Consider the following 23,155-nt stretch of genomic DNA (forward strand, 5'->3'; position numbering starts at 1 on the left):
TTTAAGAAATATTTATAATAAAAAATTGAGTGTAATTCGCTAAGAATTATAAATTTGCAACTCGTTTAAAATAGTAAAATGATAAATAAATTAAAAATCGCTTTTCTTTTTGGAGTTTTTGCTTTGTTGTTTTCAGCAAATGCACATGCTCAGCTAAAGCAGGGTCAGTTGATAGACGGTATTGCGGCAGTGATTGGCGATGAAATTGTTCTCGAATCTGATGTAGAAGAACAGATGAATTATGCAAAACAGCAAGGTGCTGGTACAGCAAATAAGTGTGAGTTTTTAGAGAATCTTATCAACAACAAATTTCTTGTTTTTGAGGCTAAAAAAGATACGTTGATAGACAATCGTTCTGCAGCAATCAAAGAACAGGCAAATGCTAAATACAACCAATTGCTTTCTCAGTTTCCTGACGAAAAATCAATGTTGACGGCGTATAAGTTCAGAACCGGATACGAAATGAAGAATGCTATCGAAAAGATAGATACGGATACCTATTACGGTCAGGCAAAATATCAGAGGATTACAGAAAAAGCAGATGTTACTCCAAATGAGGTGACAGATTTTTACAATATCTACAAATCTCAGTTGCCGGAAATTAAAGATGAAGTTTCAATTTCTCAAATTGTTATGAATCCTAAATTGACGGAAGCCCACAAGGATGAGCTCATTAATAAGCTGAAAAAAATAAAACAGGATATTGCAGGAGGAGAAAGTTTTGAGAGCCAGGCAAGAATTTATTCTGAAGATCCGGGTTCTGCACCAAACGGAGGTTTGATGAAAAACGTATTCAAAGGTCAGATGGTAAAGCCTTTTGAGGCTGCTGCATTGAATCTTCAGGAAGGAGAGATTTCTGATCCTGTGGAATCTGAATTTGGATATCACATTATTCAGCTGGTAAAAAAATCAGGGAAAGCTTATGATGCAAGACACATTCTCCTGATGGCAACACCTACTGATGACGAAATGAAAACGGCAAGAAAAAAACTAGATAGCATCAGAGGTTTGATCTTGGCTGAAAAAATGACTTTTAAAGATGCTGCTTTTAAATTTTCTGATGATAAAAGAACAAAATTCAACGCAGGAGTAATTGCAGGAGCTGATGGTTCAAATAAGATCGAAAGAGAAAGCGTTCCGGGAACAATCAGTTATGAATTGGCAGGTTTGAATAAAGGAGATATTACTGCAGCTTTTGATGATAAAGATGAGAGAGACAGAAAGGTAATAAAGATCGTGAAGATTGAAGATGTGATTCCGTCTCACCAGATTACTCTAGAAACAGATTACGACAGAATAAAACAGATGGCACTGAGAAAAAAACAGGGCGAGATGGTTGAGAAATTTGTAAATTCAAAAATATCTACAACCTTTATCTCCATCGACGGTCGGTATGACAATTGTGATTTTAAAGGAAACTGGAAAAAAGAGTCCATTAAAAAATAAAAAAAAACCTTCAGAAATTCTGAAGGTTTTTTTATGCAATTATTATTCAGAACTATGGTAGAATCTTAGTTTTTACTATTTTTACATCATGAGCAATTTTATCGATTTCAATTCAGCCAAAAAACTTCAAAAGATGCAGGAGAGCAAAAACAGAATTTCCGAACTTTTTAACATTCAGTACCCTGTCATTCAGGCAGGAATGATTTGGCATTCGGGCTGGAAACTCGCTTCTGCGGTTTCTAATTGCGGAGGATTGGGTTTGATTGGCGCAGGAAGTATGTATCCGGACGTTTTAAGGGAGAATATTCAGAAATGCAGGAAAGCTACAGACAAACCTTTTGGAGTGAATGTTCCTATGTTATATCCAAATTTGAATGAAGTGATTCAGATTATTCTCGAAGAAGGTGTAAAAATCGTCTTCACATCTGCAGGAAGTCCTAAAACCTATACAGAGACTCTTCAGAAAGAAGGATTAAAAGTTGCTCATGTCGTTTCTTCTACAAAATTTGCGATGAAATGTGAAGATGCAGGAGTTGACGCTGTGGTTGCTGAAGGTTTTGAAGCCGGAGGTCACAACGGGAGAGACGAAACTACCACTTTTTGCCTGATTCCAAATGTCAGAAATCATATTTCTAAACCATTGATTGCTGCTGGTGGAATTGCTTTGGGCTCACAGATGAAAGCAGCAATGATTCTGGGTGCAGACGGAGTACAGATCGGAAGCCGTTTTGCTGCTACCGTTGAAGCAAGCGCACACGAAAACTGGAAGAAAAAAATTACCGAACTGAACGAAGGTGATACTCACCTTACTCTGAAAGAATTGGCTCCTGTAAGAATGGTTAAAAATAAATTCTTTAACGAGCTTGAAGAAATCTATAATGTGGGAAGAAATTCCGAATCTCTGATTGCTGCATTGGGAAGAGCTAGAGCAAAGCGAGGAATGTTTGAAGGGGATATGGAAGATGGCGAACTGGAAATCGGTCAGGTTTCTGCTTTGATTGATGAGGTTTTACCTGTTGAAACGGTTTTTGCGAATCTTCTGAAAGAGTTTGAGGAAGCCAGGATACCTTCTTTATAATAATAGAAATAACGCTTTCTGATTGGAAATGATACATCTTAGAATTAATGCTCTGTTTGTCGTTCCGGAGAAATCTCAACAGATTTTTCACTAAATTGCTTAGGATTCCCCCGGAATGACAAAGAAGATGTAAATTATATTGATTAAGAAAACTTTTTATTCAGATTTTAAGCGTTTAATTTCTTCTTTTAAATCCTGAATTTCCTTTTTCAGAAGATTTATATATTCCTGTTGATTTTCAAGAATATAATCAGGAATGTTATGAAAATAGTTATTACTTGCAAAATAATTTCCAGAGTTATTGTCGTAGTGATTAATTTGAAGTTTAGAATCATCTTCTTTTATATCTTCTACTTTCGTATCCAATGCTTTGGCTATACGTTCCCATTCTTCATCAGAGATTTTAATCTCTCCTTTTTCTCTTCTTTGATATTGAGATTGTGTCATATGTAATATTTTAGCCATGTCTACCTGAGTGTATTTCGCCTTACGGACTTCTTTAAGCTTATTTTTTACCATCATTGAAATTTTGTGTACTACAAATATATTATTTATGTTCTGATATTCACATAAAATTCACATAAAAACCTTGAAATTATTTCGGTGCAGATTTATATTTTTGAATTGTTGATAGTAACAAAATTATTTTTTATTGTGCGCACTAAAAAGAAATAATAATTGCTGATCAGCAAACCCATGTCAGGGATATATGGCAAAATAGTATTAATTTAAAAAATTCAAAAGATGAAAAATCTTAAAAAACTTTCAAGAAGAGAATTGAAAAATTTGGCTGGTGGAAAACTAGCACTTAACTTAGGAGCTTCCATAATAGATGAAGTAGAAGCACCAGATAAAGAATGTGTATTAAATTGGATTAAATGCCCAGGAGCGGGACTGGCTAAAGTAGGTCCACCAAATGTAGGCTTAATATGTTGTTAAAATGATAAAAATTGTAAAATATATTCTCATATTTTGCTCAACAGTTGTATTTTCTCAAAATACAACTGTTTTCTATGAAGTGAAAAAATCTTGTCAGGAGATTTCTTTAGGGGCAGCTGTCGATCAGAAGTATTATAAAGGATATACAACATTAAAAGAAAATGTGGTGAAAAATTTATCGGATGGAAGATTTGATTTGAAAGTTAATGAAAAATTCCCACTCCCTTATTCTTTTGTATGTTCTGGGAGTACAGGTTTTAAACCAAGCGCTTTGTTTACTCTTTCTAAAGAAAATTTAAAATTTAAGTTAGATAGCATTGGTATGTTTATTCAACCATTACCATTAGAAGAAAAAAAAACGTCATTGATAAGTGATCAATATAAATTTAATACTACTTTTTCTAATCTATTAAATATATTCTACAATTCTGAAAAAGACAATTTAAAATTAGATACTTTATTGATAAAATATTCCAAGGAAAATCCTAACAGCTATATGTTATTTTGGACTCTGGTTCAGCATTTTCAATACAAAGGATTCAAAGAATCTTATATAAAATCTTTTAAAAATCTATCGCCAAAAATAAGGAATTCTGAATACGGAAAAATTTTTTATGATGATATAAAGAGGTCTGGTAAATTGAATAAAAATTCTATTTTCCCAAATTTAGAACTTAAAGGGAAAAATATATTTTCTTCTTTAGGAAAAAAATATACATTGATCGATTTTTGGTTTTCATTTTGCCAACCTTGCTTAGAAAAAATTCCTGAGTATAAAGACTTGTATTCAAAATATAAAGATAAAGGTTTTGAGCTAATAAGTATTTCTACTGATCGTACTGAAGACATTGGAAAATGGAAAAAAACTATTAAAAATAAAGAATTACAATGGCAACAATATTTAGATGAAAATGGAACGGAAGCTAAATTTTATAATATAAACAGTTTTCCTACTACTTTTTTATTAGATTCTGCCGGAGTTATCATTAAAAAAAATATTTCTTTAGAAGAACTGGATAGTTTTTTAGAAGACAATTTAAAATGATTTTTTTTTAATATTATAAAATGACAATTTCAAGCGCAATGTTTTTCCTTGCCTGAATTTCGTATTTTCCTTTGAAATACTCAGTTATAAAAATACTTTCGAGCTCCAAAAAATGCTTCAAAACCTTTTTTCTTCCCGGTTTGTAAAGGAAATCAGGATAAATTGAATATTCTTTTCTAACGCTTTGAGTATAATCTAAATAAGTTTCAGAGTCTTTTCCCAGAACAGACAAATCTGCATCCAGCAAATAATTGATGTCATTGTTTGGTGACTTCTGATGAGATTTTGTTGCTAAAATCTGTTCTGAAATTTCAGCAAGATCAGTTTTATTTAAACTTAACTTTTGAAGTCTTGATTCAGCAAATTCTGCACTTTTTTCCTCATTCAGTTTTGAAGTTGGATCATAAATCACGTCATGATAAAAAACAGAAAATGAAATAGTATTAAAATTCCGGATTTTATCTTTCACCAATTCCAATTCAGAAAATATATTTTCCAGATGAATCAGGTTGTGATAATGTCGTCCTTTTTCAGAATATTTCTTTTCAATTTCTGTCCAAAGATTTCCAATGAAAATATGATCTTCATTAAATTGTAGACAAAGGTTGGTGAAATTTTCTTTAAGACTCATGATTAAGAGATATTAAATAAAAAAAAGGAACTTAAAAAGTTCCTTGAGTTGCTTCCAAATGTGCTTTCAGCTCAGCCCATCCGCCACCGTTGTAGCCTTCTTTCAAACCCTGAGACTGGAGAAAATCTAAAGCTTTTCCGCTTCTGTTTCCGCTTCTGCAGAATAGAACTACTGGTTTTTCAATAGATAAAATTTCTTCTTTTCTATCTTCTACTTCACCTAACGGGATATTTTGAGCACCGTCAATACTTCCGTCCATCTCAAGTTCCATGGGTTCACGAACGTCGATTAAGTGGTAATTTCCTGATTTTAAAACTTCTGCTAATGACATAATATTTGTTTATTTAGAGTTAAATGGATAAATGGAGTGCGAATTTTTTCACAAACCCAAAGACCAACAAATTTATAAAATAATCTTAGTTTTGCAATGTAAAATAATGAATTCAACTGCCGAAAAATATTCTCAATTAATAAAAGCCAAAGCCAAAAGTTTTGGGTTCCAGAATTGTGGTATCTCAAAAGCAGATTTCCTCGAAGATGATGCCCGACATCTTGAAAAATGGCTCAAAAACAATTACCATGGCGAAATGAAGTATATGGAAAATCATTTCGACAAAAGACTCGATCCGAGGTTGCTGGTTGAAGGTTCAAAATCTGTGGTTTCACTATCTTATAACTATTTTCCAGAGGAAAAGATTTCGACTTTAGAGAATTTTAAAATTTCAAAATATGCTTACGCGGAAGATTATCATGAAGTGATCAAAGAAATCCTTCGGGAGATGGTTGTCGAATTACAACAGGAGATCGGCGATTTTGGTTTCCGGGTGTTTGTAGATTCTGCGCCGGTTTTAGAACGAAGCTGGGCAAAAAAGTCAGGAATAGGTTGGGTAGGGAAGAATGCCAATTTGATTACAAAACAAAGCGGCTCATTCTATTTTTTAGCTGAGATCATCTGTGATTTGGAATTGATTGCTGACAACGAAACAACGGATCACTGCGGAAGTTGCCGGAAATGTATTGATGCCTGTCCCACAGATGCGATTGTTTCGGAAAAAATTATAGACGGAAGCAAATGTATTTCTTATGCAACGATAGAGCTGAAGGATGACATTCCTGATTATTTTAAAGATAAGATGGAAGACTGGATGTTTGGCTGCGATATTTGTCAGGATGTCTGTCCGTGGAATCGTTTTTCGGCTCCGAATCTTCAAAGCAGATTTAAACCTAACGAGTTTTTAAAAAACTTCAAAAAAGGAGAATGGAAAGAGCTTACTCAGGAATTGTTCTCAGAAATTTTTAAAAAATCTCCTGTGAAAAGAACTAAATTTGAGGGACTGAAAAGGAATATCAGATTTTTAGACTGATTTTAGATTTTAATTTAAGCTAAAATTTTTTGGTTAAATATCCTGTTCGGAATTTTCGGTTCCAAAAATAAAGAGGGTTGTTGATCATGCCCTAAAGTTTGAGCTTTAAGGAGATTGAAAGATTACAGTCAGCAGATTGATAAAAACTCTTTCCTATAAAAGAAAAAAATGACTTTCAGGAGATAAAATCTCTCAAAAATCAACGTTTTTTTGGTACTCTTTTAGGCGCTGTTTTTACTCTTACTTTGAATCTTTTCTGAGATTTCGTGTTTTTGTGCATATTTGTGAAAGTTTACTATCTAAATTTACTTATTTTTCCGATTAAAACAAATACTTTTACGAAAAATTGAAAATTAAATTTTATTAATCAACAATCAGACACATGACTGCGAAAATTATATTGATTTATATTTTAAAAACACTGGGAATTATTATTGGGATTATTGCTGTTTATGCTCTTTTGGGCTACTTTCTTCCCTTCATAGAAGTTTCTGCAAAAGATGATGGCGAGAAAAAAGAAATTCCTATCTATATTTACACCAATGGCGTTCACACAGACATTGTAATGCCTGTAAAAAACGATTTGTATGACTGGAGTTCTAAAATTCCTTTTGCGGATACGAAATCTAAAAGAACAGATTATAATTATGTAGGAATCGGGTGGGGCGACAAAGGTTTTTATCTGGATACACCGACTTGGGCAGACCTGAAATTTTCAACCGCTTTCAAGGCAGCTTTCTGGCTTAGTGAGTCTGCAATGCACTGTTCTTATTACAAAACGATGACAGAAGCTGATGACTGTAAGAAAATTATGATCAGCAGAAGTCAGTATAAAGAACTGGTGAAATTTATTGATGCTAAATTTGACAGAGATGAAAACGGTAATTTTATTTTAATTCCGACCGATGCTGTGTATAGTGATAATGATGCTTTTTACGATGCTCAGGGAAGATACAGCTTTCTCAACACGTGCAATACTTGGTCAAACAATGCTTTAAAAGCTGCCGGACAAAAAGCAGCATTATGGACTCCAACTGATTATGGGATTTTTCTACATTATAAATAGAGTAGTGAAAATTATTCATCTATTTTTCTTCATGATTATTTTTTCGTCTTGTAAATATGAATTGAAAAAAACTGGTAATACCATTATTTCTAACAATGAAATAGTCACAGAAATACAAAAGCCTGAATTAGGCATCACTAAAACAAAAAAGAAAGCGGAAGAAGCTTTGGAGTTTTGCAAAAACAAAAAGATGAATACTGATTTCTGTATCTTAATTGATATGAGTCTTCATTCCGGGGTGAATCGTTTTGTGGTTTGGGATTTTCAACAAAATAAAATTACAAAGAGATATCTGGTCGGTCATGGCTGCGGAACAAACTCGTGGAGTCGTGATGAATCAAAAGAAAATCCAGAATTTAGTAATGAAGACGGTAGTCATCTGTCTTCATTGGGAAAATATAAACTATCGGAACGAGGTCACAGTGATTGGGGAATCAATGTGAAATATCTGATGCAGGGTCTTGAAGAAACCAACAGTAATGCTTTGAAAAGGTTTATCGTTTTTCATTCGTGGGATTTAATGAGTGACGGAGAAGTTTTTCCAGATGGTTCACCGGAAGGATGGGGCTGTCCTACGATTTCCAACAATGCAATGCGGGAAATTGATCCGATGATTCAGAGATCTCAAAAGCCGGTTTTGATGTGGATTTATCAATAGTTCTGACAAATAAAAAAACCTTCTCAAAAAATGAGAAGGCTAAAAACACAAATGATGAAAAAAAATTATCTCGTATTGTTACGAATGACAAAAATAAAAAACTAAAACAGATATTAAATATGTTTTAAGTCATATATGTTATTTTCTTAGAAGAGTAAGTCAAACGACGATTGTAAATGTTTACATCACTTATGTAACAGAAACATCAGGCTAATTCAATAATTTATTTTTTTGTTTTGAGATTATAATAAATGATTATTCATAATATTCTTCCATCAGACTTTTTCTCACCTTAGTTTCGAGATCGATATAATCAAATTTTTTGTATTGACAGAATGATCCCATTTCTTTGTCACCATTAATGAAAACTGCCCCTACCAAAATCACGTATTTACAAGGATAATTGGTCTCTTTTACCAATACTTCTATTCTTTCATCAATAGCCTCATACATCACTTCTGTTGCTTCAAATATCTGATTGTCAGCATTCAGGATGCGGTTTTTCTGACGGAGGAAAATCTGCTCAATGGTATTCATCTGAAAGTCAAGAGAAGTTACATTTCCTTCAATAATTTGTCCTGCTGATAATTTGCCCAAAGCTCCTTTCGCTGCACCACAGCAAGCAGAATTTTCGCTTTGTCCTATTCTGTGAATTTCACCAATTATTCCATTTTTGGTAACGCCGATATGGGGAGCATAAAATATAATAACGGCTCCGTCCTCCGGAACGTGGTGTGCAAAGGCATTCATCCCCGTAATGCCTGCAAAAGGAAACCCGTCAAGACCTCCCAGATGAAAAGGTCCCAGCATTTCGTAAGCTCTTGGCGGATATTGTATCGCATTCACATCATCACAACACATACTGTCTGCGTGCATTAATTGGTTTGGTTTCAGACCTAAATGTTTTTCTATTGTGTCTAATAAGCGATTAACAGTATCGATAGAGGTCAATGCTTTCGGATACCATTTTTGAACTGTTTGTAAACTCATTTTTTTATTTTTAATTGTTTTTTGATTTTTATATAAATGTTTTCTAATGTATGTACAAATATTTTTAAGGTGATTGTAGTTTTATTTTGTACAATTTTATAAAACGACCGATAATATCGTGCATTGTGGCATATTTTATAAAACAATCCGTTTATAATTTAATTTTAATTCTCCAAAATTGATTATTAAAGCCAAATTGTTTTCTGATACTTTCAGGTAATTGATTGCCTGTGCTATATGTTCTTTTGCAATCTCTTTCGTTCCTTTTATTTCTAAAATAATTTCATCAAAAACTACAAAATCAGCATAAAATTTATGTGGAAGAATAATTCCTTTGTAATTTACAGGATATACCTTTTCTCGTTCATAAGTGATTCCTGCTTGTTGAAATTCAATTTCCAAAGCATCTTTATAAACGATTTCTGAGAAACCATGTCCTAAATAATTATGGACTCCCATACAGATACCGATAATTTGGTAAGCCTCTTCTTTGTAAATTAATTCCATATAAATTTTTGTGGTCAATAACTTTGTGGAGCGGATGTTTTTTGTAAAGTCTGTTCTGCCACGAATACTCTAATTTTTACTAATAATCTAATTGGTGCATTCGTGGTCAATAACTTTGTGGAGCGAATTTTTTTGCTAAAGTCTGTTCTGCCACGAATACTCTAATTTTTACGAATACTCTAATTGGTGCATTCGTGGTCAATAACTTTGTGGAGCGAATTTTTTTGCTAAAGTTTATTCTGCCATTAATACTCTAATTTTTACTAATAAATTTCATTAGCGCATTAGTGGCAATAATATCAACAATACACCCTCTACAACACAATATTATTCTGCGGCGCAATTGCCGATGGTACATCTTTCTCTCCCAGCATTTCTCTTAAATCAATTTCTATATTTCTGCTGATTTGTGTAATAGGAATATCGTTTGCGCTCCCCTCAAACGGATTTTCGGTGCTTTCACCAATTTGTTCCAGAACCAAAAATACCCAACCCAATATGATGCTGAAGGGAATAGTCAGCCAGACAATATTTTCGCTAAACTTTTCTGCCATTTTTGAAAATTCTCCCAAAAAGCCAAGTGGTAGCAGAATGCAAAATAAGTTGGTGAAATAAATATTAATACTGGAAAACTGTCGCGGATAAGGGAAATTTTTAATCCGTTCGCACTTGCCTTGCTGATCGTATAAATCTTTTAATTGGTTTTCCAGAGCTACATAATTATAATCAGAAATTACGTTTGTTTCATTCAATTTTTTAAATATGAATGATTGTTGGGCAATGATTTGAGTAGCTCTGTTTTTGGTCGATAAAATATATTGACGTTCTTTTTCGTTCAAAAACGGTTTTAATTCTTCATCTAAACTACTTTCCCATTCAGGAACTTTATAATAATTAAGATATTCCCGGTTGTAGCTTTTTGTTTTCACATTTTCCCAGCTTTTTGTTTCACGGAGTTGAAATCGCAATGCAGTAAGCCATGCAAAGTGTCGGTAAATGATTTCCTGATGCAGTTCTTTTTCGATACTTTTATCTTCTGAACGGATAAAATCTTTTACCATAATACCAAAAGCCCGGCTGTTGTTGATGATGGCACCATAAATTTGTCGGGCTTCCCAACTACGGTTGTAAGTTTGGGTATTTTTAAACCCCGAAATGAAAGCGGTTGCCGTACCCAACAACGCCACCGGGACCCACGGAATTGCTAACCATTTTATCTCTAAAAAATAAAATAATGCGGTTGGAACAATGCTCAATAAAAGCATTCTGTAAATCTTCGTTCTCGTCCACGGAATGAAGTGTAAGAGTTTGTAATGGCTTGATATATTCACGATTTTAATTTTTAATGATTAGTGTTTAAGCTTCTTGTTTTTTATTCCCAATAAAAGCAAAAGCCTGATTAAGCTGAATAGCAATAATGGCTACAATACTTAGATAAATATTGATAAAGCACAACAAAGCTCCGGCAAAATAAAGCACCTGCGACCAGATCATGCGTCTTTTTAAAGGGATGTATACTGTTTCTTTCATCTCTTCCGAAATAAAATTGTGCTTTCTGGCATATTCCCAATTGATGTATAGCATTGTTCCCAAAAGGAAAATATTTATCCAATACAAGAAGATTGAAAATTTAGAATAAATATAATCGCCTAAAAAAGCGGTGGAAAATGGCAAAACAGAGATGAAAAGCAGGAACAATAAATTAAACCAGGTGATATTCCTGTCGCTGTTTTTGATGTATTTAAATTGTGTTGCCTGACCCACCCAGAATATTCCGGCAGTAATAAAACTTAAAAAATAGACCAGAAATTTCGGCATCAAATCCAAAAAACCTGAAATCAGTTCTTTGTCGGTAATTTTTTCGTGAAACTCCGGCACTTTTATTTCCAGCACCAAAAGGGTCATCGCCACAGCAAAAACGGCATCGCTCAACGCTTCAATCCTACCTGTGCTTTGTCCTGCTAATTTATTGTACGATGTCATTTTTTGTAATTACTAATTGATTTAATCTACCTTGTTTGAAAATTTGCTTAAAAGGATACCCACCAAAATCACACTGTAAAACTGTCCGGCAATACCGATAAAAGAAGTGATGAGCTTAGTAATATGATTATTGGGTGTGATATCGCCAAAGCCAATACTGGTAAAGGTTATGGAACAGAAATAAACCAAATCTGTATAAATTGAAGCAGAAGAAGAGATATCCATTCCCTTAAAAGATTGCGGGTTTTGATACATAAAATATTGCAACAAGAAAACCGATATTTCGATTAATAAAAAATAACCGCAAACAGATGCCGAAATAATATCCGTATTAATGTATCCGGGTTTTAATAAAAAACGTAACAGTTCTATAAACAGAAAAGCAAAAAAAATAACATAATTGATATTCAGCAAAGTAAAATACCACGGAATATCTTTAAAAAACGGTATCCCGACAGGAAGTAAAAGCACTACGATAAACTGAATATTACGGAACCAATGCCTCCAACTGTGTTTTCCTGTAAACATAAAAATACTTCCCAATCCTAAAACCAACATATTGACGGGCCAGATTATTCGTGTATAAAAATCTAAATCAGTGACAAAAATGCCTACGAATAAATGCTGTGTCAATGCAAAAAGCAATAATTCGTACTTACGTTTTTGTAAAACAGCTATGGTTTTATTTACTTCATTCATTTGGTTTTTTTGTTTTTTTTTATGCCACGAATGCACTAATATTTTTTCTTAAATATTAATACAGTTTATTCGTGCATTCGTGGCAAATCTTTAGTTGGCTTGACCAATATCTAACTTGTCAAATTTTCCTTCGCTATTTTGATGGAATTTAAAAAAGACTGGAAAAGTGCCCCATTGTCCGGCTTTGAAGTTCCCTTTGATATCCTTACCTTCGTTTGTTACAGTGTCGATGGTTAAGAAAATTTCTTTTCCGCAGGCTTCTTTTACATAGCTTTGAAAATTTCTTGGGTTTCCGTCATCGGTCATTGTTGCATCTGCAGTAAATAATGATAAAAACGTTGTGTGGTCGCCACTTTGCCACGCATCAAATGCTTTTTTTACAGTTTCGTTTGTTAATTTACTTGTGTCCATTTTGTTGTTTTTTTGAATTGTTTTTGTTTCTGATTTTTGAGTTTTGTTTTGTCCGCAAGCTGTAAGCGATGAACAAATCAAGAATAAAATAATTGTTTTTAATTTCATTTTAGTAATGTTTTATATGCCACAAATGCACTAATAATTAATCTCTTAAGTATTAATTTTTCAGCGGATGCTGTAGGTAAATGATAACCATATTTAGCAATAGAAAAGGCAATTCGATTGCAACGCCTTTCAAATCCTTGTCCAGTAAATGAAGACAGATGATCAATAAAATTCCTGTTGCCATTAAGAAATTACCATAAACAAAGGTTTTAGGAAACAAAATTAAAATAGCTGAAATGATCGTGACTGCGCCGTTGATCATCAGTGCCGTTCTGGAAAAGTTCCATTTGCTGAACATTTCTACCATTTTAGGATCACCCGAAAGCATTGCATAGCCTTGTTTGAAGCCCATAAAAACGGCTACGAGAATTAATACGGAATTAATAATTTTTATCACCATAGTTTTGAATTTTATTGATTATGAGTTGTTTTTATTACATTAATGCTACGGATGCACGGATGTTTATAAAATCTAAAGTCTTGTTTAATCGTGACTAATTTTTTATTTTTTGCCACGGATGCACAGATGTTTATTAAATTTCATTCGTGCATCTGTGGCAATTTAATTACCCAAAAACACTTAAATTTTTAGCAATATCCTTTCCTTCATAAGGTGGAAAAACGTCTAATTCCAAATCCGGATTTCCTATCAGCATTGCTTTCGTATTGCTTAGCACATCAAAACCTGCTTTGCCATAATATTTCCCCATTCCGGCATAGCCAACTCCTCCAAAAGGCAGGCTGTCTATCCAGCAATGCAGATTTGTTTGATTGATGCAGCCACCTCCGAAAGAAACTGCATTGATGAAATAATCAATATTAGCTTGGTTTTTACTGAAAAAATAAGCTGCTAAAGATTTCGGTTTACGTTTGATGATTTCTACAATTTCTTTTAAATCGTTGTACACCAGAATCGGAAATACAGGTCCGAAAATTTCCTGCTGCATTGCAGGATCTTCCCAGGTACTCGGATATAGAATTGTAGGCTCTACATATCTTTCTTTCACATCATATCGTCCGCCCAAAACTACTTTTTCCGGAATGATATAGGATGCTACCCTTTCCGTGTCGTGTTCGCTTATCATCCTTGCAAAATCCGGGCTTTGGCTTGGATCTTCGCCGTACATTTTAACGGTTGCCTTTTTCAGTTTATCAAGAAATTCATCTGCGATGTTTTCGTGTACATATACATAGCCAGGAGCAATGCACCATTGTCCGGAAATTGCCATATGTCCCCAAAGAATGCGGTCTACTGCAATATCAAGATTGGCTGTTTCATCTACTACAGTCGGGTTTTGACCACCTAATTCTAAAACAATTGGCGTCAGATTTTCGGCAGCAGCACGCATTACTACTTTGCCTACGGCAGAACTTCCCGTGAAAAATATAAAGTCAAAAGGCAACTCCAGCAATGCGGTAATTTCCTCTCTTCCGCCGGTAACGATATTTACAGCTTCAGGTTCAAAATATTTTGGAATTAAATCCTGAAAAAGAGCCGCCACAGTAGGAGTGGTGTTTGCTGGTTTCAGAATAACCGGATTACCTGCTGCTAAAGCTGCAATTGCAGGGTCTAGCAACAGCAAAATAGGTGCGTTAAATGGTCCTATAACCAAGGTCACACCAAAAGGTTCTTTGTAGATAATGCCTTTGTTACCAGTTTCTTCCAAGCCTTTTGGGATTGCAACCTCTTCTGGAGCCATCAGTTTTTGCAGGTTTTCTTTGTAATATTTGATGTTGCCAAGCGGAACCGTTATTTCAAACAATTGCTCAAATGGCGGCTTGTTGAAATCGGTTTTTAAGGCCTGACAAAATGCTTCCTGATTTTCGGTAAGCATTTTTTCCAGCCTGTTCAACTGATCTATGCGCCATTCATAAGTTTTGGTGGTATCGGTATAAAAATATTCTTTTTGTATGTCGAAAATTGATTGGTACGTGTTCATAATGATATGTTTTTTGGTTGATATCCTAAAGTTTAGGTAACTTTTTGATTATTTAAAAATTCCGAAATTTTCTAACGGCACTGTCAATACCAGCCAGCCCAAAATTTTGTTGCCGGTTACTTTATCGTTTTGATACATACACATCACCTGCGGGGTGAGCCATTTAAAAAGCTTGATGTCACCACCCAAAATAATCCTGTTACGGGTAAGCTTTCCATTGTTATCAAAGCTTAAGTATACTTCATCTTGCAAAAAAATGCTTGCCTGCTTTTTAAAAACTTCGGTTTTATGGGTAATTCCCAATCGGTTTCTGTAAAATGATAAATCTTCCCCATTCCTGAAGCGATGGAAGTACATATTTCGATCGGCAAGAATCCAGTTCTTTGCTATTGGAAAAGCCAATGTCGCCATTGCAAGCAATTGATGTTCTTTAATTGTGCTTCCGTTATCCAGATCTACATTTACATAAGTATATCCGGGAGTAAGGGTCAGGTAATTATTTATCTTGAAGTTGGGCAACACCAAAAGAGCTTTTACCTTATCAGTAGGGCTAAAACCTGTGTAAATGAGCATTCTATTATTTTTCGGGATCTCCATACTTACTCCGGCTACTAAAAAAGAGCTGACGCCGTCGATGTCCTGAGCTTTCAAATGCTGTGTCAAAAAAACAAAAAGCATTATACAGAATGCCACTGTTTTAAATGGATTTAAATTTGTGTATAATTTCATTTTTAAATTGAGTTCTATGTACCACGAATGCACGAACTTTATTTTAATGAAAAACGATATTCATTTGCGCATTCTTGGCAATAAATTTTCATTCGCATAAACCATTTATGGCAAAATTTATTTCTAAACCAAAAAAGGAAAATAAAAAGCGGAAAAATCTCTGCTCTTTATTTTCCTTTAAAAATAGAACTATTACTTCGATAGTGCTTCTATTACCAGCTGAGAAGCCAGATAACTGCTGTGTTGCTGTTGTGCAGTAATTAAGTTACCATCCTTAATGGCAAAAGGTTCCAAGGCTCCTGCAACTTCAAAATTGGTATTGTTGTTTTTACGGGCTTCGGTTTCGATGGTATATTCGTTTACTTTTTTACCGAACATCTGGTTGATGATTTCTTCTTCGCTATCCGCAAATCCGGTCCAGGTTTTCCCATCAGCCAGAAGGCTTCCATTGCTTAATCTTGTCCACAAAAGCAGAGATGTTCCGTGGCAGATCAGACAGGTAATTTTTCCGGCTTCATAAAAATCTGCGATCAACTGATGCAGTTTTACATCATCCTTAAATGTAATTAATGGTGCGCCACCACCTGCTACACAAATAGCATCGTAATCGGCAACATTTATATCAGAAACAGGAATTGTATTTCCCATCCATTTGCCAAATGTCGTGTGATGCACAAAACCAATACTGATAAGGTCGTTTGGGTAAGCTCCGTTAGGATTTTCCGGATTGCTGTGTGCGTCAAAAACCACTGCGCCACCATTTGGTGATGCTACATCTACATCATAGCCGGCGTTGACAAAATCAAAAAAGGGTCTTGTCATTTCTTCAGCAAAAAAACCGACCTGCATACCTTCAAGCATTGCGGCATTTGAAACCAGACACAAAATTTTTTTCTTAGGATAGGTATGTTGTCCGTGTATTCTGGTTACATTTTGTTCACTCATATTTTTTGTTTTAATTAAATTGAAAATAAACCGCTATGATTTGAAATACATAGATTGGTTATAAAAGTCATTTTGCCATTAATACACGAATAAATGGTTTAGTATTTCTAAAATATTCGTACATTTTTGACGATTAATAAGTTAAATTGAAAAAAAATATAAAAGGGCAGCTAAACATTCTTAGCTGCCTTTTCAGGCTATTATTATCTGGTGGTATAGCCACCATTTGAGAAAATGGTCTGTCCTGTAATCCACCATCCATCTGTTACCAGGAAAGTAATTAATGGAACAATATCTTCAGGATCAGTGAGTCCAGTTTTACTGAAGCTACTTAGTGCAGCTGCCGATTTGTTGTAAGCAGCAGAATCATCAGTTTCCTGACCGTAGAAAAATGGTGTTTCCATTGGACCAGGACCAACGGCGGTCACAGAGATGCCTCTTGATCCAAATTCTTTTGAAGCTGCACGGGTGTAATGCTCAATAGGAGCTTTACTTCCCGGATAAATCGCGTAATCGTTGGTATAAGCTGCCAGCAAAGAACTGACGATCGTACAGATTTTACCATTGTCAGCTAGTTTTTTACCAGCTTCCTGTAAAAAGAAGAACGCAGCTTTTGAGTTCACGGCAAAGATCTTATCGTAATCTTCCTCAGTTACATTTACAATAGGTTTTTTAATCACCATACCTGTCGTATTTACAGCGATATCTACCTTTCCGTATTTTTCAATGGCAGCATCAAACAATTTTGTATTGTTTTCTACAATCGTCAGATCACCTTGAATAGCAAATGCTTCTCCACCTGCAGCGATAATGTCTGCAACAGTTTTGTCAGCATCGGCTTTAGTTTTATCACTGTTAAAATGCACTACTACTTTTGCCCCTTTACTTGCGAAATCAAGTGAAATTAGTCGGCCTAAATTTTTTGCACCTCCGCCAACTATGGCTACTTTGTCTTTTAAATCGTTTCTTGACATTTGTATAATTTTTTAATTATGTTTTATACAAAAGTCAGCAATGGAAATCATATTTGTATGGTGAACTTTTCTGCAGTTGTTAGAATTTCGGAATTTCTTTTGTTTTTGTTTGATTTTTATAGGTAGGAGAATTTGTTTAAATATATACTTTGATATTGTATTAATTAATTGATTGATTTCAAACTTTATTCGAATCAATTCAGCTTTATCTATATACATTTTTATTGCTAATTTTGAAATAATTAAAACTTTCAAATGAATAATAAAAGTATTTCTGACACTATAATAAGTTTGAAAAATGCCGATCTTGAGCTACGGGAGAAACTGATCTCATGCGGACGGCTTGGTGAGGGATATAACGAAGAAATGGCAACAATTCATACAAAAAATGCAGAGAAATTAAACCAAATTATCAGCACCATCGGATATCCTACTGTTAAAAAAGTTGGCAAAGAGGCAGCTTATGCAGCGTGGTTAGTTATTCAGCATTCTATAGGAAATCCTCACTTTATGAAAAAATGTGCTAAACTTTTAGATGAAGCGGTGACAAAGAATGAAGCAGATCCACGAAACTTGGCTTATTTAAATGACAGAATAGCGGTATTTGAAAACAGGCATCAAATGTATGGTACTCAATTTGACTGGGATGAAAATGGTAATTTAAGCCCGAATCCTATCGATGACCTAAATAAAACAAATGAAAGAAGAAAAGCAATCGGACTAAATACTCTTCAAGAGCAAACCGAAATTATAAGGAAACAGGCTGAAGATGAAAACCAGCAACCTCCTAAATATCTAGATTACAGGAAAAAAGAAATGGAAAAATGGAAAAAATCTGTAGGATGGATAAAATAATGGATTCATCAGAAGGCAAAAAATAATTTATTATTATAAAACCTTATACAAACTGTGATTTGTAATATAACCACAGTGAATAATACTGAAAATTTTTTAAAATTTTCATGGGAATTCGCCAAAATTATAAATCATTTTTACGGATGGAATTAGATAATTATTAACTAAAAACTGATATCTTAAGTTATTTTAATATTAATTTTTTTGTTATTCTTGTGCCTTCTGGAGTGATGATTACAATGATTACATTTTTAGATCCTTTTGCTGAATTACTGATGTTAAAAGATAGCTTATTATTACCTTGTGATACGGAAGCACTTTCAGCTTTTAAGAGCTTGCCATCCCAACCGTATAATTCAAATTTTGTGATTCCGGATTGAGAGGCTTTTAAAGAGATATGAATATTATCAACAACAGGATTCGGATAAAATTGTATAACAGGCTCATTTTTGACTTCATTATTAGCCAAAATAAGATTTGGAAGGTTAACAATCCAACCATATGCTACTACCGCCGGACCATCTTCAAAACCAGCTATATATTTGCCATTTGGCGAGATTGCATAAGCTGCACCCATAGAATTAGCCGTCGAGTTTACAGTAACTCCTAAATTGATAAGATAAGTTTTAAGATCAATAGGAGTTGTACCCAAAACAGGGTTATATATTATTGGATATCTGTTTGTATTAGATGGGGTATACCACATTCCTACAATAGTTCCGTCATTGGATATTCCTGCAAATGCACCTCCTGCGTAAAGTGACGGGTCAGGATTTGCAAATTCGGTATAAGAATCCGACACAGGATCATATATAAAAGGAAGACTGTCGAAGGTGCCTACTGCTTTACCACTTTCATTGATAGCACGGACTTCACTAGAAGTAGAGGTGGGTAAATTACCATTATGTGTAATATATTTAAACACACCAGTTTCACTAAACAATGTTGGGACACGTCTTGTAGAGGGTGTTGGAATATCCACCCATCCCGCTACTTTACCTTGATTGTTCACGGTATAGAAAGTTCCGTTTACAAAGTCACTGTTGCTGGCTCTGGTAGTTATACCGGTCTGTATATCGTGTACAAAGGGAATAACTTTGCTGGTATTTGTAATTTGATCCAGAACACCCATTTGTCCGGTTATATATCTGCCATTATCTGATATTTGGTATGGGACACTTTCTGTATATGTAGAGGTCGTAGTTGTATTAGGTGGAAAAGGAATATTTACCCAGGTGGTGGTGCCACTTAGTTTATAAGCAGGTAATCTAAAGCTTCCATTGGTTATACTGCCTACCAGATCTCCATTATTATTAGTTCCTCTAAGCCTGTAAACACTTGCTTCCTTTACAACATAAGTATTGGTTGACCAATTGTAAATAAGTCCAAATGAAACCGCAACACCATTGTCATTCACATCTTGGAAAGCCGAATTGTTAACTGCAAGTTTACGATATTCCTGCGCGCTTAAAAAATTAGAAATAAATACTAATACCGTAAATAGTTTATTTTTTTTCATAAGGAATAATATTTGGTTTGTTATCTACCAAAGTTGTGGTAATTAATTTGTTTATAAAATTTATCAGTGTGAGAAATTCCGAAATTATCTCTAGATAATGATGAAATTTATAACTCAGCTTCTTCTTTTTCACTTTTAATTTTTGATAAGAAAAAAGAGGGAGTAAATCCTGTTTCTTTCTTGAAAACAGTTGCAAATACTTCTCTGGATGCGAAACCGCAGACTTCTGCTAGATAGCTGATTTTGTATTCTCTGTATTTTGGATTTTTATAAAGCAATTCTATAATATAATGAATTCTAAGTCCATTAATATAACTGTTAAAGCTTTTCCCTTTATGTTGTTTGATTATTTCAGAAAGATATCTGGTATTGGTATTGAGAGAATTAGCGATATGACTAAGACTTATATCTTTTCTGATAAATTTCTGATCTGCCTCAAATTTGGATAATTTTTGCAATATAGCATTGGTAGTATCGTTTGCAATACCTATGTGTTTTTCTAAACTGTCTTTAGCAATTTCTGTTTTATTAATTTCATGTATGATCTTTACATCCTCTTTTTTGATAGATTCAATAATGTTTTTATATTTTTCGTGCAGTCTATGGTGGTTTCTATTCCAAAAGAAGCCTGCTATTATGATCAAACTTATCAGAATTGCTGAAACTGTTGTTAAAATATTTTTTACACTATTTGAATGAAGTACATTTTGTTCATCAATAATATGCTCTATAGGTGTATTTATGGTTTTTTTTTCTGCATTTACAAGACTGTCATTGAGTTTAGTATATAGATTCATATATTTTGAAGAAGCTTCTTTTCCTCCAGTTTCCACATAAGATTTAAACATCACTTCATAAACATCTCTCCTTATGTATGGCAGGCTGAGATGTTTTTCCAGTTGCTCAGCCTGTTTTGCAAAATCTATCGCTTTGTTATATTGTTTCTGATCAAAATATAGCCAGGCAAATTCGTTTAGCAGGGTAGTTTCAATATCTTTATTGATGTTATATTCTTTATTTTGACATATGTCCAAAGCTTTAGAAAAAAACATTTTTGCATTTTCGGCATGTTGTAATACAACGTTTGTCATTCCCAGATTAATATAATTTAGAGCCAATGTATTATATTTTTTGTCAATAAAATCTTTACTATTATCCAGTTTCTCTATTGTTTCCAGACTTTTCTTCTCATAATAAATTACAGAATCTATAGGAGCATTGATATGCGCAAAATAGGTAGCCAAACCTGTATAAATCATTGAAACCTGATAATTTCTGTAATTGTGGGATTTGATTTTTTGAGCAGCAGCCAGAGCTTTTAAAAATTCTTTATGGCTTTCATTGTTAAAACCCAATTCCGTATAAGAAGATGCTCTGAGTCTGTGAGTATTCGATAATATTTCATAGTCTCCTGTTTCCGTTGACAATTTTTCTGTCTCTTTACTTAGCTCAATAACCTTTTTATAATTTCCAATATCAAAATATTTTGCCATCAGAAGAGTATTACTTTCCAGCATACCTTTCTTATAATGTATGTTTTTAGAGTGTTTATAGATGTTTTTGGAAATTTCTATAGTCTTTTTAAGATCTTTTGCAGAAAGTTTTTTTGCAAGATCTATTTCTTGATTAATTTCAGATTCAGTATTTAAATGTTCAGGCTTTTGTGCGTGAGTAAATCCGAAAATTATGCAAAATAACAAGGGTATAAATTTTTTCATAAGTTGTGGTTTTAAAAGTTTGCAAATTAACTACTAATGTAGGAATTCATAGAAAATACTGTTGTTATATTTTCGTAATTCCTCACATTTAAAGTTAAGTATAATTTATTGATAATAAGCATGTTTGTAAACTTTATTATAATAGCTTTTGCATGCTTAATAAAAGTTATAAAAATGATCCGAAATTTTTCTTTAGCAAAAATATGTACTGACATTCTTATCAATGCGTTTATTTTTTTTAGTGCTGATTATCAGTATTATTAATTTGTAAAACAATTTCATTTATCTGTTTTTTTAAGAGAGGTATTCCGAAAACCTCACATGTAGTGTTTTTATAATAAAGATTATCTGTGTAACATTACATCAGCTTAATGAAATAATGCTAGCTATCAATTATATAGCAGTTAATTAAAAAAGCAGAACACAAATGATGAAATTTTATGATTTAAATCTTTTACTGAAAATAATGTCTGAGTTAATGATTGTTAGAACAGTATTTAAGAACACAAGAAACATATTTAGTACAGTATTTTAATACGAAATTCTCTTCCTGCAAAGAATTCTTAGAAATTTAAATAAGGTTTATTTAAATCATCAAATGGACTAAAATAAGACATAGTATATATTTTTGTTTAGATTGTGAAATGACAGAAAATATTAATATTTAATATGAATTTGTTGTAATATATTCTGAAAATCTCACACGTTGTTCTTTCTTCTGCAGAACTAAACATATAATTTTGTAGAAAATTCTGGATAGGTGTTGTAATATACTTCCAAAATAAATAAGAGAAACACAAATGAAGAAAATTAATTTATTAAACAGCGAAGCCTATAATCCCATTCGGGTAAAGGTTTTGCTGTTTTTATTTTTCTTCGCTTTCACAATGTTGGCATTTGCTCATCCGATAACAGTTATATCTGATGATTCCAAAAATGAGCCTCCAAAGTCCATACACGATTCTCTTTCTTTGAAAACAATTAATGCTGATACTGCAAAAGTTTATATTGCAGAAGGTACCGTTTTTTATAATACTCAGGAGATCCACGGAAATGTAGAGATTATACAAATACCAAAGATTTTAAAAGCTGAAAAAAATAAAGCAAACCGCCAGCTTGCGAAAGTTCTTCCCAAAAAAAAGGACATTATAAAGTCTAAAATAGAAGAATACCCACTTAAAGCGAGGTTCACTTTCACACATTTACCTTTTGAATCCCATACTGTTTTTTCAGTATGCGGCGAAAATAGTATAACAGTACCTACTACCAATTCACCAATCAGAATTGTAGCTTTAGCAGTACAATATCATATTTCTTTCTATGTTCCTTCTCAGGAAAAACACAATTCTAAATATATAATGTCTTTTGCCAATGAAATTAATCATTGGCAAATGCACATTCGCCCGCCTCCTGCGGTTTAGAAAACCTTAATTCTTTGCTAAAAAACAACACGATCATTTACTCTCAATTTTGTTCAGAACGAATTGAAGAAAAATGATTGCTTGCTCTGGCATATGAAATCTTAATAAAAATCAAAAAAACTATTTTGT

25 protein-coding genes are annotated in these 23,155 nt (G+C 33.5%); 9 read left to right on the forward strand and 16 right to left on the reverse strand.

The features are described from left to right. Positions 1-78 precede the first annotated feature (78 nt). The gene (locus tag AC4FQ5_RS12290; RefSeq protein WP_491143691.1) at positions 79-1,446 is read left to right on the forward strand and encodes a peptidylprolyl isomerase; all 1,368 of its coding nucleotides are present in this window, start codon (positions 79-81) and stop codon (positions 1,444-1,446) included. Positions 1,447-1,534: 88 nt separating this feature from the next. Continuing rightward, positions 1,535-2,524, forward strand: coding sequence for an NAD(P)H-dependent flavin oxidoreductase (locus AC4FQ5_RS12295; RefSeq protein WP_491143693.1), 990 nt, complete (start codon positions 1,535-1,537; stop codon positions 2,522-2,524). Positions 2,525-2,680: 156 nt separating this feature from the next. Here the strand turns inward: AC4FQ5_RS12295 and AC4FQ5_RS12300 are convergent, their stop codons facing one another. Further along, entirely contained in the window at positions 2,681-3,046 is a 366-nt protein-coding gene (locus tag AC4FQ5_RS12300; protein ID WP_491143695.1) for a helix-turn-helix transcriptional regulator, read from the reverse strand. Positions 3,047-3,268: 222 nt separating this feature from the next. On the opposite strand from AC4FQ5_RS12300, the gene AC4FQ5_RS12305 reads away from it, so the two are divergent. Both AC4FQ5_RS12305 and AC4FQ5_RS12310 read left to right on the forward strand, forming a co-directional pair. Beyond that, positions 3,269-3,463, forward strand: a complete 195-nt coding sequence (locus tag AC4FQ5_RS12305; RefSeq protein WP_491143697.1) for a bacteriocin-like protein — start codon at positions 3,269-3,271, stop codon at positions 3,461-3,463. Between the two features lies 1 nt (position 3,464). Continuing rightward, the gene (locus AC4FQ5_RS12310; protein WP_491143699.1) at positions 3,465-4,508 is read left to right on the forward strand and encodes a peroxiredoxin family protein; all 1,044 of its coding nucleotides are present in this window, start codon (positions 3,465-3,467) and stop codon (positions 4,506-4,508) included. 13 nt (positions 4,509-4,521) lie between these two features. On the opposite strand, the gene AC4FQ5_RS12315 is transcribed toward AC4FQ5_RS12310, so the two are convergent. Both AC4FQ5_RS12315 and AC4FQ5_RS12320 read right to left on the reverse strand, forming a co-directional pair. After that, a complete protein-coding gene (locus AC4FQ5_RS12315) occupies positions 4,522-5,139 on the reverse strand; it encodes an HD domain-containing protein (RefSeq protein WP_491143700.1) in 618 nt (205 codons plus the stop codon). A 31-nt stretch (positions 5,140-5,170) separates the two neighbouring features. Continuing rightward, complete coding sequence (locus AC4FQ5_RS12320; RefSeq protein ID WP_491143702.1) at positions 5,171-5,470, reverse strand: rhodanese-like domain-containing protein; 300 nt, start codon at positions 5,468-5,470, stop codon at positions 5,171-5,173. Positions 5,471-5,576: 106 nt separating this feature from the next. Between AC4FQ5_RS12320 and queG the strand changes: the two genes are divergently transcribed. The 3 genes from queG to AC4FQ5_RS12335 all read left to right on the forward strand — a co-directional run bounded on the left by queG (position 5,577) and on the right by AC4FQ5_RS12335 (position 8,227). Beyond that, positions 5,577-6,503 carry a tRNA epoxyqueuosine(34) reductase QueG gene (gene queG, locus AC4FQ5_RS12325; RefSeq protein WP_491143704.1) on the forward strand — a complete coding sequence of 309 codons (927 nt, stop codon included), beginning with the start codon at positions 5,577-5,579 and terminating at the stop codon, positions 6,501-6,503. 382 nt (positions 6,504-6,885) lie between these two features. Beyond that, positions 6,886-7,569 (forward strand): TIGR02117 family protein, encoded by a 684-nt coding sequence (locus AC4FQ5_RS12330; protein WP_491143706.1) that lies wholly within the window; start codon positions 6,886-6,888, stop codon positions 7,567-7,569. Between the two features lie 61 nt (positions 7,570-7,630). After that, positions 7,631-8,227, forward strand: coding sequence for a murein L,D-transpeptidase catalytic domain-containing protein (locus AC4FQ5_RS12335; protein WP_491143708.1), 597 nt, complete (start codon positions 7,631-7,633; stop codon positions 8,225-8,227). 255 nt (positions 8,228-8,482) lie between these two features. Here AC4FQ5_RS12335 and AC4FQ5_RS12340 read toward each other — a convergent pair whose 3' ends face one another. The 11 genes from AC4FQ5_RS12340 to AC4FQ5_RS12390 form a co-directional block, all read right to left on the reverse strand. Continuing rightward, positions 8,483-9,217, reverse strand: a complete 735-nt coding sequence (locus AC4FQ5_RS12340; protein ID WP_491143709.1) for a hypothetical protein — start codon at positions 9,215-9,217, stop codon at positions 8,483-8,485. Between the two features lie 135 nt (positions 9,218-9,352). Next, entirely contained in the window at positions 9,353-9,724 is a 372-nt protein-coding gene (locus AC4FQ5_RS12345; protein ID WP_491143711.1) for a GxxExxY protein, read from the reverse strand. A gap of 314 nt (positions 9,725-10,038) precedes the next feature. After that, entirely contained in the window at positions 10,039-11,055 is a 1,017-nt protein-coding gene (locus AC4FQ5_RS12350) for a bestrophin family protein (RefSeq protein WP_491143713.1), read from the reverse strand. A 25-nt stretch (positions 11,056-11,080) separates the two neighbouring features. Continuing rightward, positions 11,081-11,707, reverse strand: coding sequence for a TMEM175 family protein (locus AC4FQ5_RS12355; RefSeq protein ID WP_491143715.1), 627 nt, complete (start codon positions 11,705-11,707; stop codon positions 11,081-11,083). A 21-nt stretch (positions 11,708-11,728) separates the two neighbouring features. After that, on the reverse strand, positions 11,729-12,406 hold the full coding sequence (locus AC4FQ5_RS12360) for an ion channel (protein ID WP_491143717.1): 678 nt from the start codon (positions 12,404-12,406) through the stop codon (positions 11,729-11,731). Positions 12,407-12,496: 90 nt separating this feature from the next. Next, complete coding sequence (locus AC4FQ5_RS12365; RefSeq protein ID WP_491143719.1) at positions 12,497-12,817, reverse strand: hypothetical protein; 321 nt, start codon at positions 12,815-12,817, stop codon at positions 12,497-12,499. Positions 12,818-12,977: 160 nt separating this feature from the next. Further along, the gene (locus AC4FQ5_RS12370; RefSeq protein ID WP_491143721.1) at positions 12,978-13,325 is read right to left on the reverse strand and encodes a DoxX family protein; all 348 of its coding nucleotides are present in this window, start codon (positions 13,323-13,325) and stop codon (positions 12,978-12,980) included. 166 nt (positions 13,326-13,491) lie between these two features. Further along, positions 13,492-14,865 (reverse strand): aldehyde dehydrogenase family protein, encoded by a 1,374-nt coding sequence (locus AC4FQ5_RS12375; RefSeq protein ID WP_491143723.1) that lies wholly within the window; start codon positions 14,863-14,865, stop codon positions 13,492-13,494. Positions 14,866-14,913: 48 nt separating this feature from the next. Then, positions 14,914-15,594, reverse strand: a complete 681-nt coding sequence (locus AC4FQ5_RS12380; RefSeq protein WP_491143725.1) for a DUF2490 domain-containing protein — start codon at positions 15,592-15,594, stop codon at positions 14,914-14,916. A 192-nt stretch (positions 15,595-15,786) separates the two neighbouring features. Then, positions 15,787-16,539, reverse strand: coding sequence for a type 1 glutamine amidotransferase domain-containing protein (locus AC4FQ5_RS12385; protein WP_491143727.1), 753 nt, complete (start codon positions 16,537-16,539; stop codon positions 15,787-15,789). Between the two features lie 203 nt (positions 16,540-16,742). Beyond that, on the reverse strand, positions 16,743-17,513 hold the full coding sequence (locus tag AC4FQ5_RS12390) for an SDR family oxidoreductase (RefSeq protein ID WP_491143729.1): 771 nt from the start codon (positions 17,511-17,513) through the stop codon (positions 16,743-16,745). 255 nt (positions 17,514-17,768) lie between these two features. On the opposite strand from AC4FQ5_RS12390, the gene AC4FQ5_RS12395 reads away from it, so the two are divergent. After that, positions 17,769-18,368: a DUF6624 domain-containing protein gene (locus tag AC4FQ5_RS12395; protein WP_491143731.1), complete on the forward strand. Its 600-nt coding sequence runs from the start codon at positions 17,769-17,771 to the stop codon at positions 18,366-18,368. Between the two features lie 184 nt (positions 18,369-18,552). On the opposite strand, the gene AC4FQ5_RS12400 is transcribed toward AC4FQ5_RS12395, so the two are convergent. Both AC4FQ5_RS12400 and AC4FQ5_RS12405 read right to left on the reverse strand, forming a co-directional pair. Then, on the reverse strand, positions 18,553-19,785 hold the full coding sequence (locus tag AC4FQ5_RS12400; protein ID WP_491143733.1) for a T9SS type A sorting domain-containing protein: 1,233 nt from the start codon (positions 19,783-19,785) through the stop codon (positions 18,553-18,555). Positions 19,786-19,994: 209 nt separating this feature from the next. Further along, complete coding sequence (locus AC4FQ5_RS12405; protein WP_491143735.1) at positions 19,995-21,605, reverse strand: helix-turn-helix domain-containing protein; 1,611 nt, start codon at positions 21,603-21,605, stop codon at positions 19,995-19,997. Between the two features lie 800 nt (positions 21,606-22,405). Here AC4FQ5_RS12405 and AC4FQ5_RS12410 point away from each other — a divergent pair. Continuing rightward, entirely contained in the window at positions 22,406-23,026 is a 621-nt protein-coding gene (locus tag AC4FQ5_RS12410) for a hypothetical protein (RefSeq protein WP_491143737.1), read from the forward strand. Positions 23,027-23,155 lie beyond the last annotated feature (129 nt).

The organism is Chryseobacterium sp. DT-167 (assembly GCF_058310155.1).

What these genes read in the sequence shown, in the direction of transcription:
- AC4FQ5_RS12290 (WP_491143691.1), top strand. Translation starts at nt 79, where the DNA reads ATGATAAATAAATTAAAAATCGCTTTTCTTTTTGGAGTTTTTGCTTTG.
- AC4FQ5_RS12295 (WP_491143693.1), top strand. Translation starts at nt 1,535, where the DNA reads ATGAGCAATTTTATCGATTTCAATTCAGCCAAAAAACTTCAAAAGATG.
- AC4FQ5_RS12300 (WP_491143695.1), bottom strand. Translation starts at nt 3,046, where the DNA reads ATGATGGTAAAAAATAAGCTTAAAGAAGTCCGTAAGGCGAAATACACT.
- AC4FQ5_RS12305 (WP_491143697.1), top strand. Translation starts at nt 3,269, where the DNA reads ATGAAAAATCTTAAAAAACTTTCAAGAAGAGAATTGAAAAATTTGGCT.
- AC4FQ5_RS12310 (WP_491143699.1), top strand. Translation starts at nt 3,465, where the DNA reads ATGATAAAAATTGTAAAATATATTCTCATATTTTGCTCAACAGTTGTA.
- AC4FQ5_RS12315 (WP_491143700.1), bottom strand. Translation starts at nt 5,139, where the DNA reads ATGAGTCTTAAAGAAAATTTCACCAACCTTTGTCTACAATTTAATGAA.
- AC4FQ5_RS12320 (WP_491143702.1), bottom strand. Translation starts at nt 5,470, where the DNA reads ATGTCATTAGCAGAAGTTTTAAAATCAGGAAATTACCACTTAATCGAC.
- queG (WP_491143704.1), top strand. Translation starts at nt 5,577, where the DNA reads ATGAATTCAACTGCCGAAAAATATTCTCAATTAATAAAAGCCAAAGCC.
- AC4FQ5_RS12330 (WP_491143706.1), top strand. Translation starts at nt 6,886, where the DNA reads ATGACTGCGAAAATTATATTGATTTATATTTTAAAAACACTGGGAATT.
- AC4FQ5_RS12340 (WP_491143709.1), bottom strand. Translation starts at nt 9,217, where the DNA reads ATGAGTTTACAAACAGTTCAAAAATGGTATCCGAAAGCATTGACCTCT.
- AC4FQ5_RS12345 (WP_491143711.1), bottom strand. Translation starts at nt 9,724, where the DNA reads ATGGAATTAATTTACAAAGAAGAGGCTTACCAAATTATCGGTATCTGT.
- AC4FQ5_RS12355 (WP_491143715.1), bottom strand. Translation starts at nt 11,707, where the DNA reads ATGACATCGTACAATAAATTAGCAGGACAAAGCACAGGTAGGATTGAA.
- AC4FQ5_RS12360 (WP_491143717.1), bottom strand. Translation starts at nt 12,406, where the DNA reads ATGAATGAAGTAAATAAAACCATAGCTGTTTTACAAAAACGTAAGTAC.
- AC4FQ5_RS12365 (WP_491143719.1), bottom strand. Translation starts at nt 12,817, where the DNA reads ATGGACACAAGTAAATTAACAAACGAAACTGTAAAAAAAGCATTTGAT.
- AC4FQ5_RS12370 (WP_491143721.1), bottom strand. Translation starts at nt 13,325, where the DNA reads ATGGTGATAAAAATTATTAATTCCGTATTAATTCTCGTAGCCGTTTTT.
- AC4FQ5_RS12375 (WP_491143723.1), bottom strand. Translation starts at nt 14,865, where the DNA reads ATGAACACGTACCAATCAATTTTCGACATACAAAAAGAATATTTTTAT.
- AC4FQ5_RS12380 (WP_491143725.1), bottom strand. Translation starts at nt 15,594, where the DNA reads ATGAAATTATACACAAATTTAAATCCATTTAAAACAGTGGCATTCTGT.
- AC4FQ5_RS12385 (WP_491143727.1), bottom strand. Translation starts at nt 16,539, where the DNA reads ATGAGTGAACAAAATGTAACCAGAATACACGGACAACATACCTATCCT.
- AC4FQ5_RS12390 (WP_491143729.1), bottom strand. Translation starts at nt 17,513, where the DNA reads ATGTCAAGAAACGATTTAAAAGACAAAGTAGCCATAGTTGGCGGAGGT.
- AC4FQ5_RS12395 (WP_491143731.1), top strand. Translation starts at nt 17,769, where the DNA reads ATGAATAATAAAAGTATTTCTGACACTATAATAAGTTTGAAAAATGCC.
- AC4FQ5_RS12405 (WP_491143735.1), bottom strand. Translation starts at nt 21,605, where the DNA reads ATGAAAAAATTTATACCCTTGTTATTTTGCATAATTTTCGGATTTACT.
- AC4FQ5_RS12410 (WP_491143737.1), top strand. Translation starts at nt 22,406, where the DNA reads ATGAAGAAAATTAATTTATTAAACAGCGAAGCCTATAATCCCATTCGG.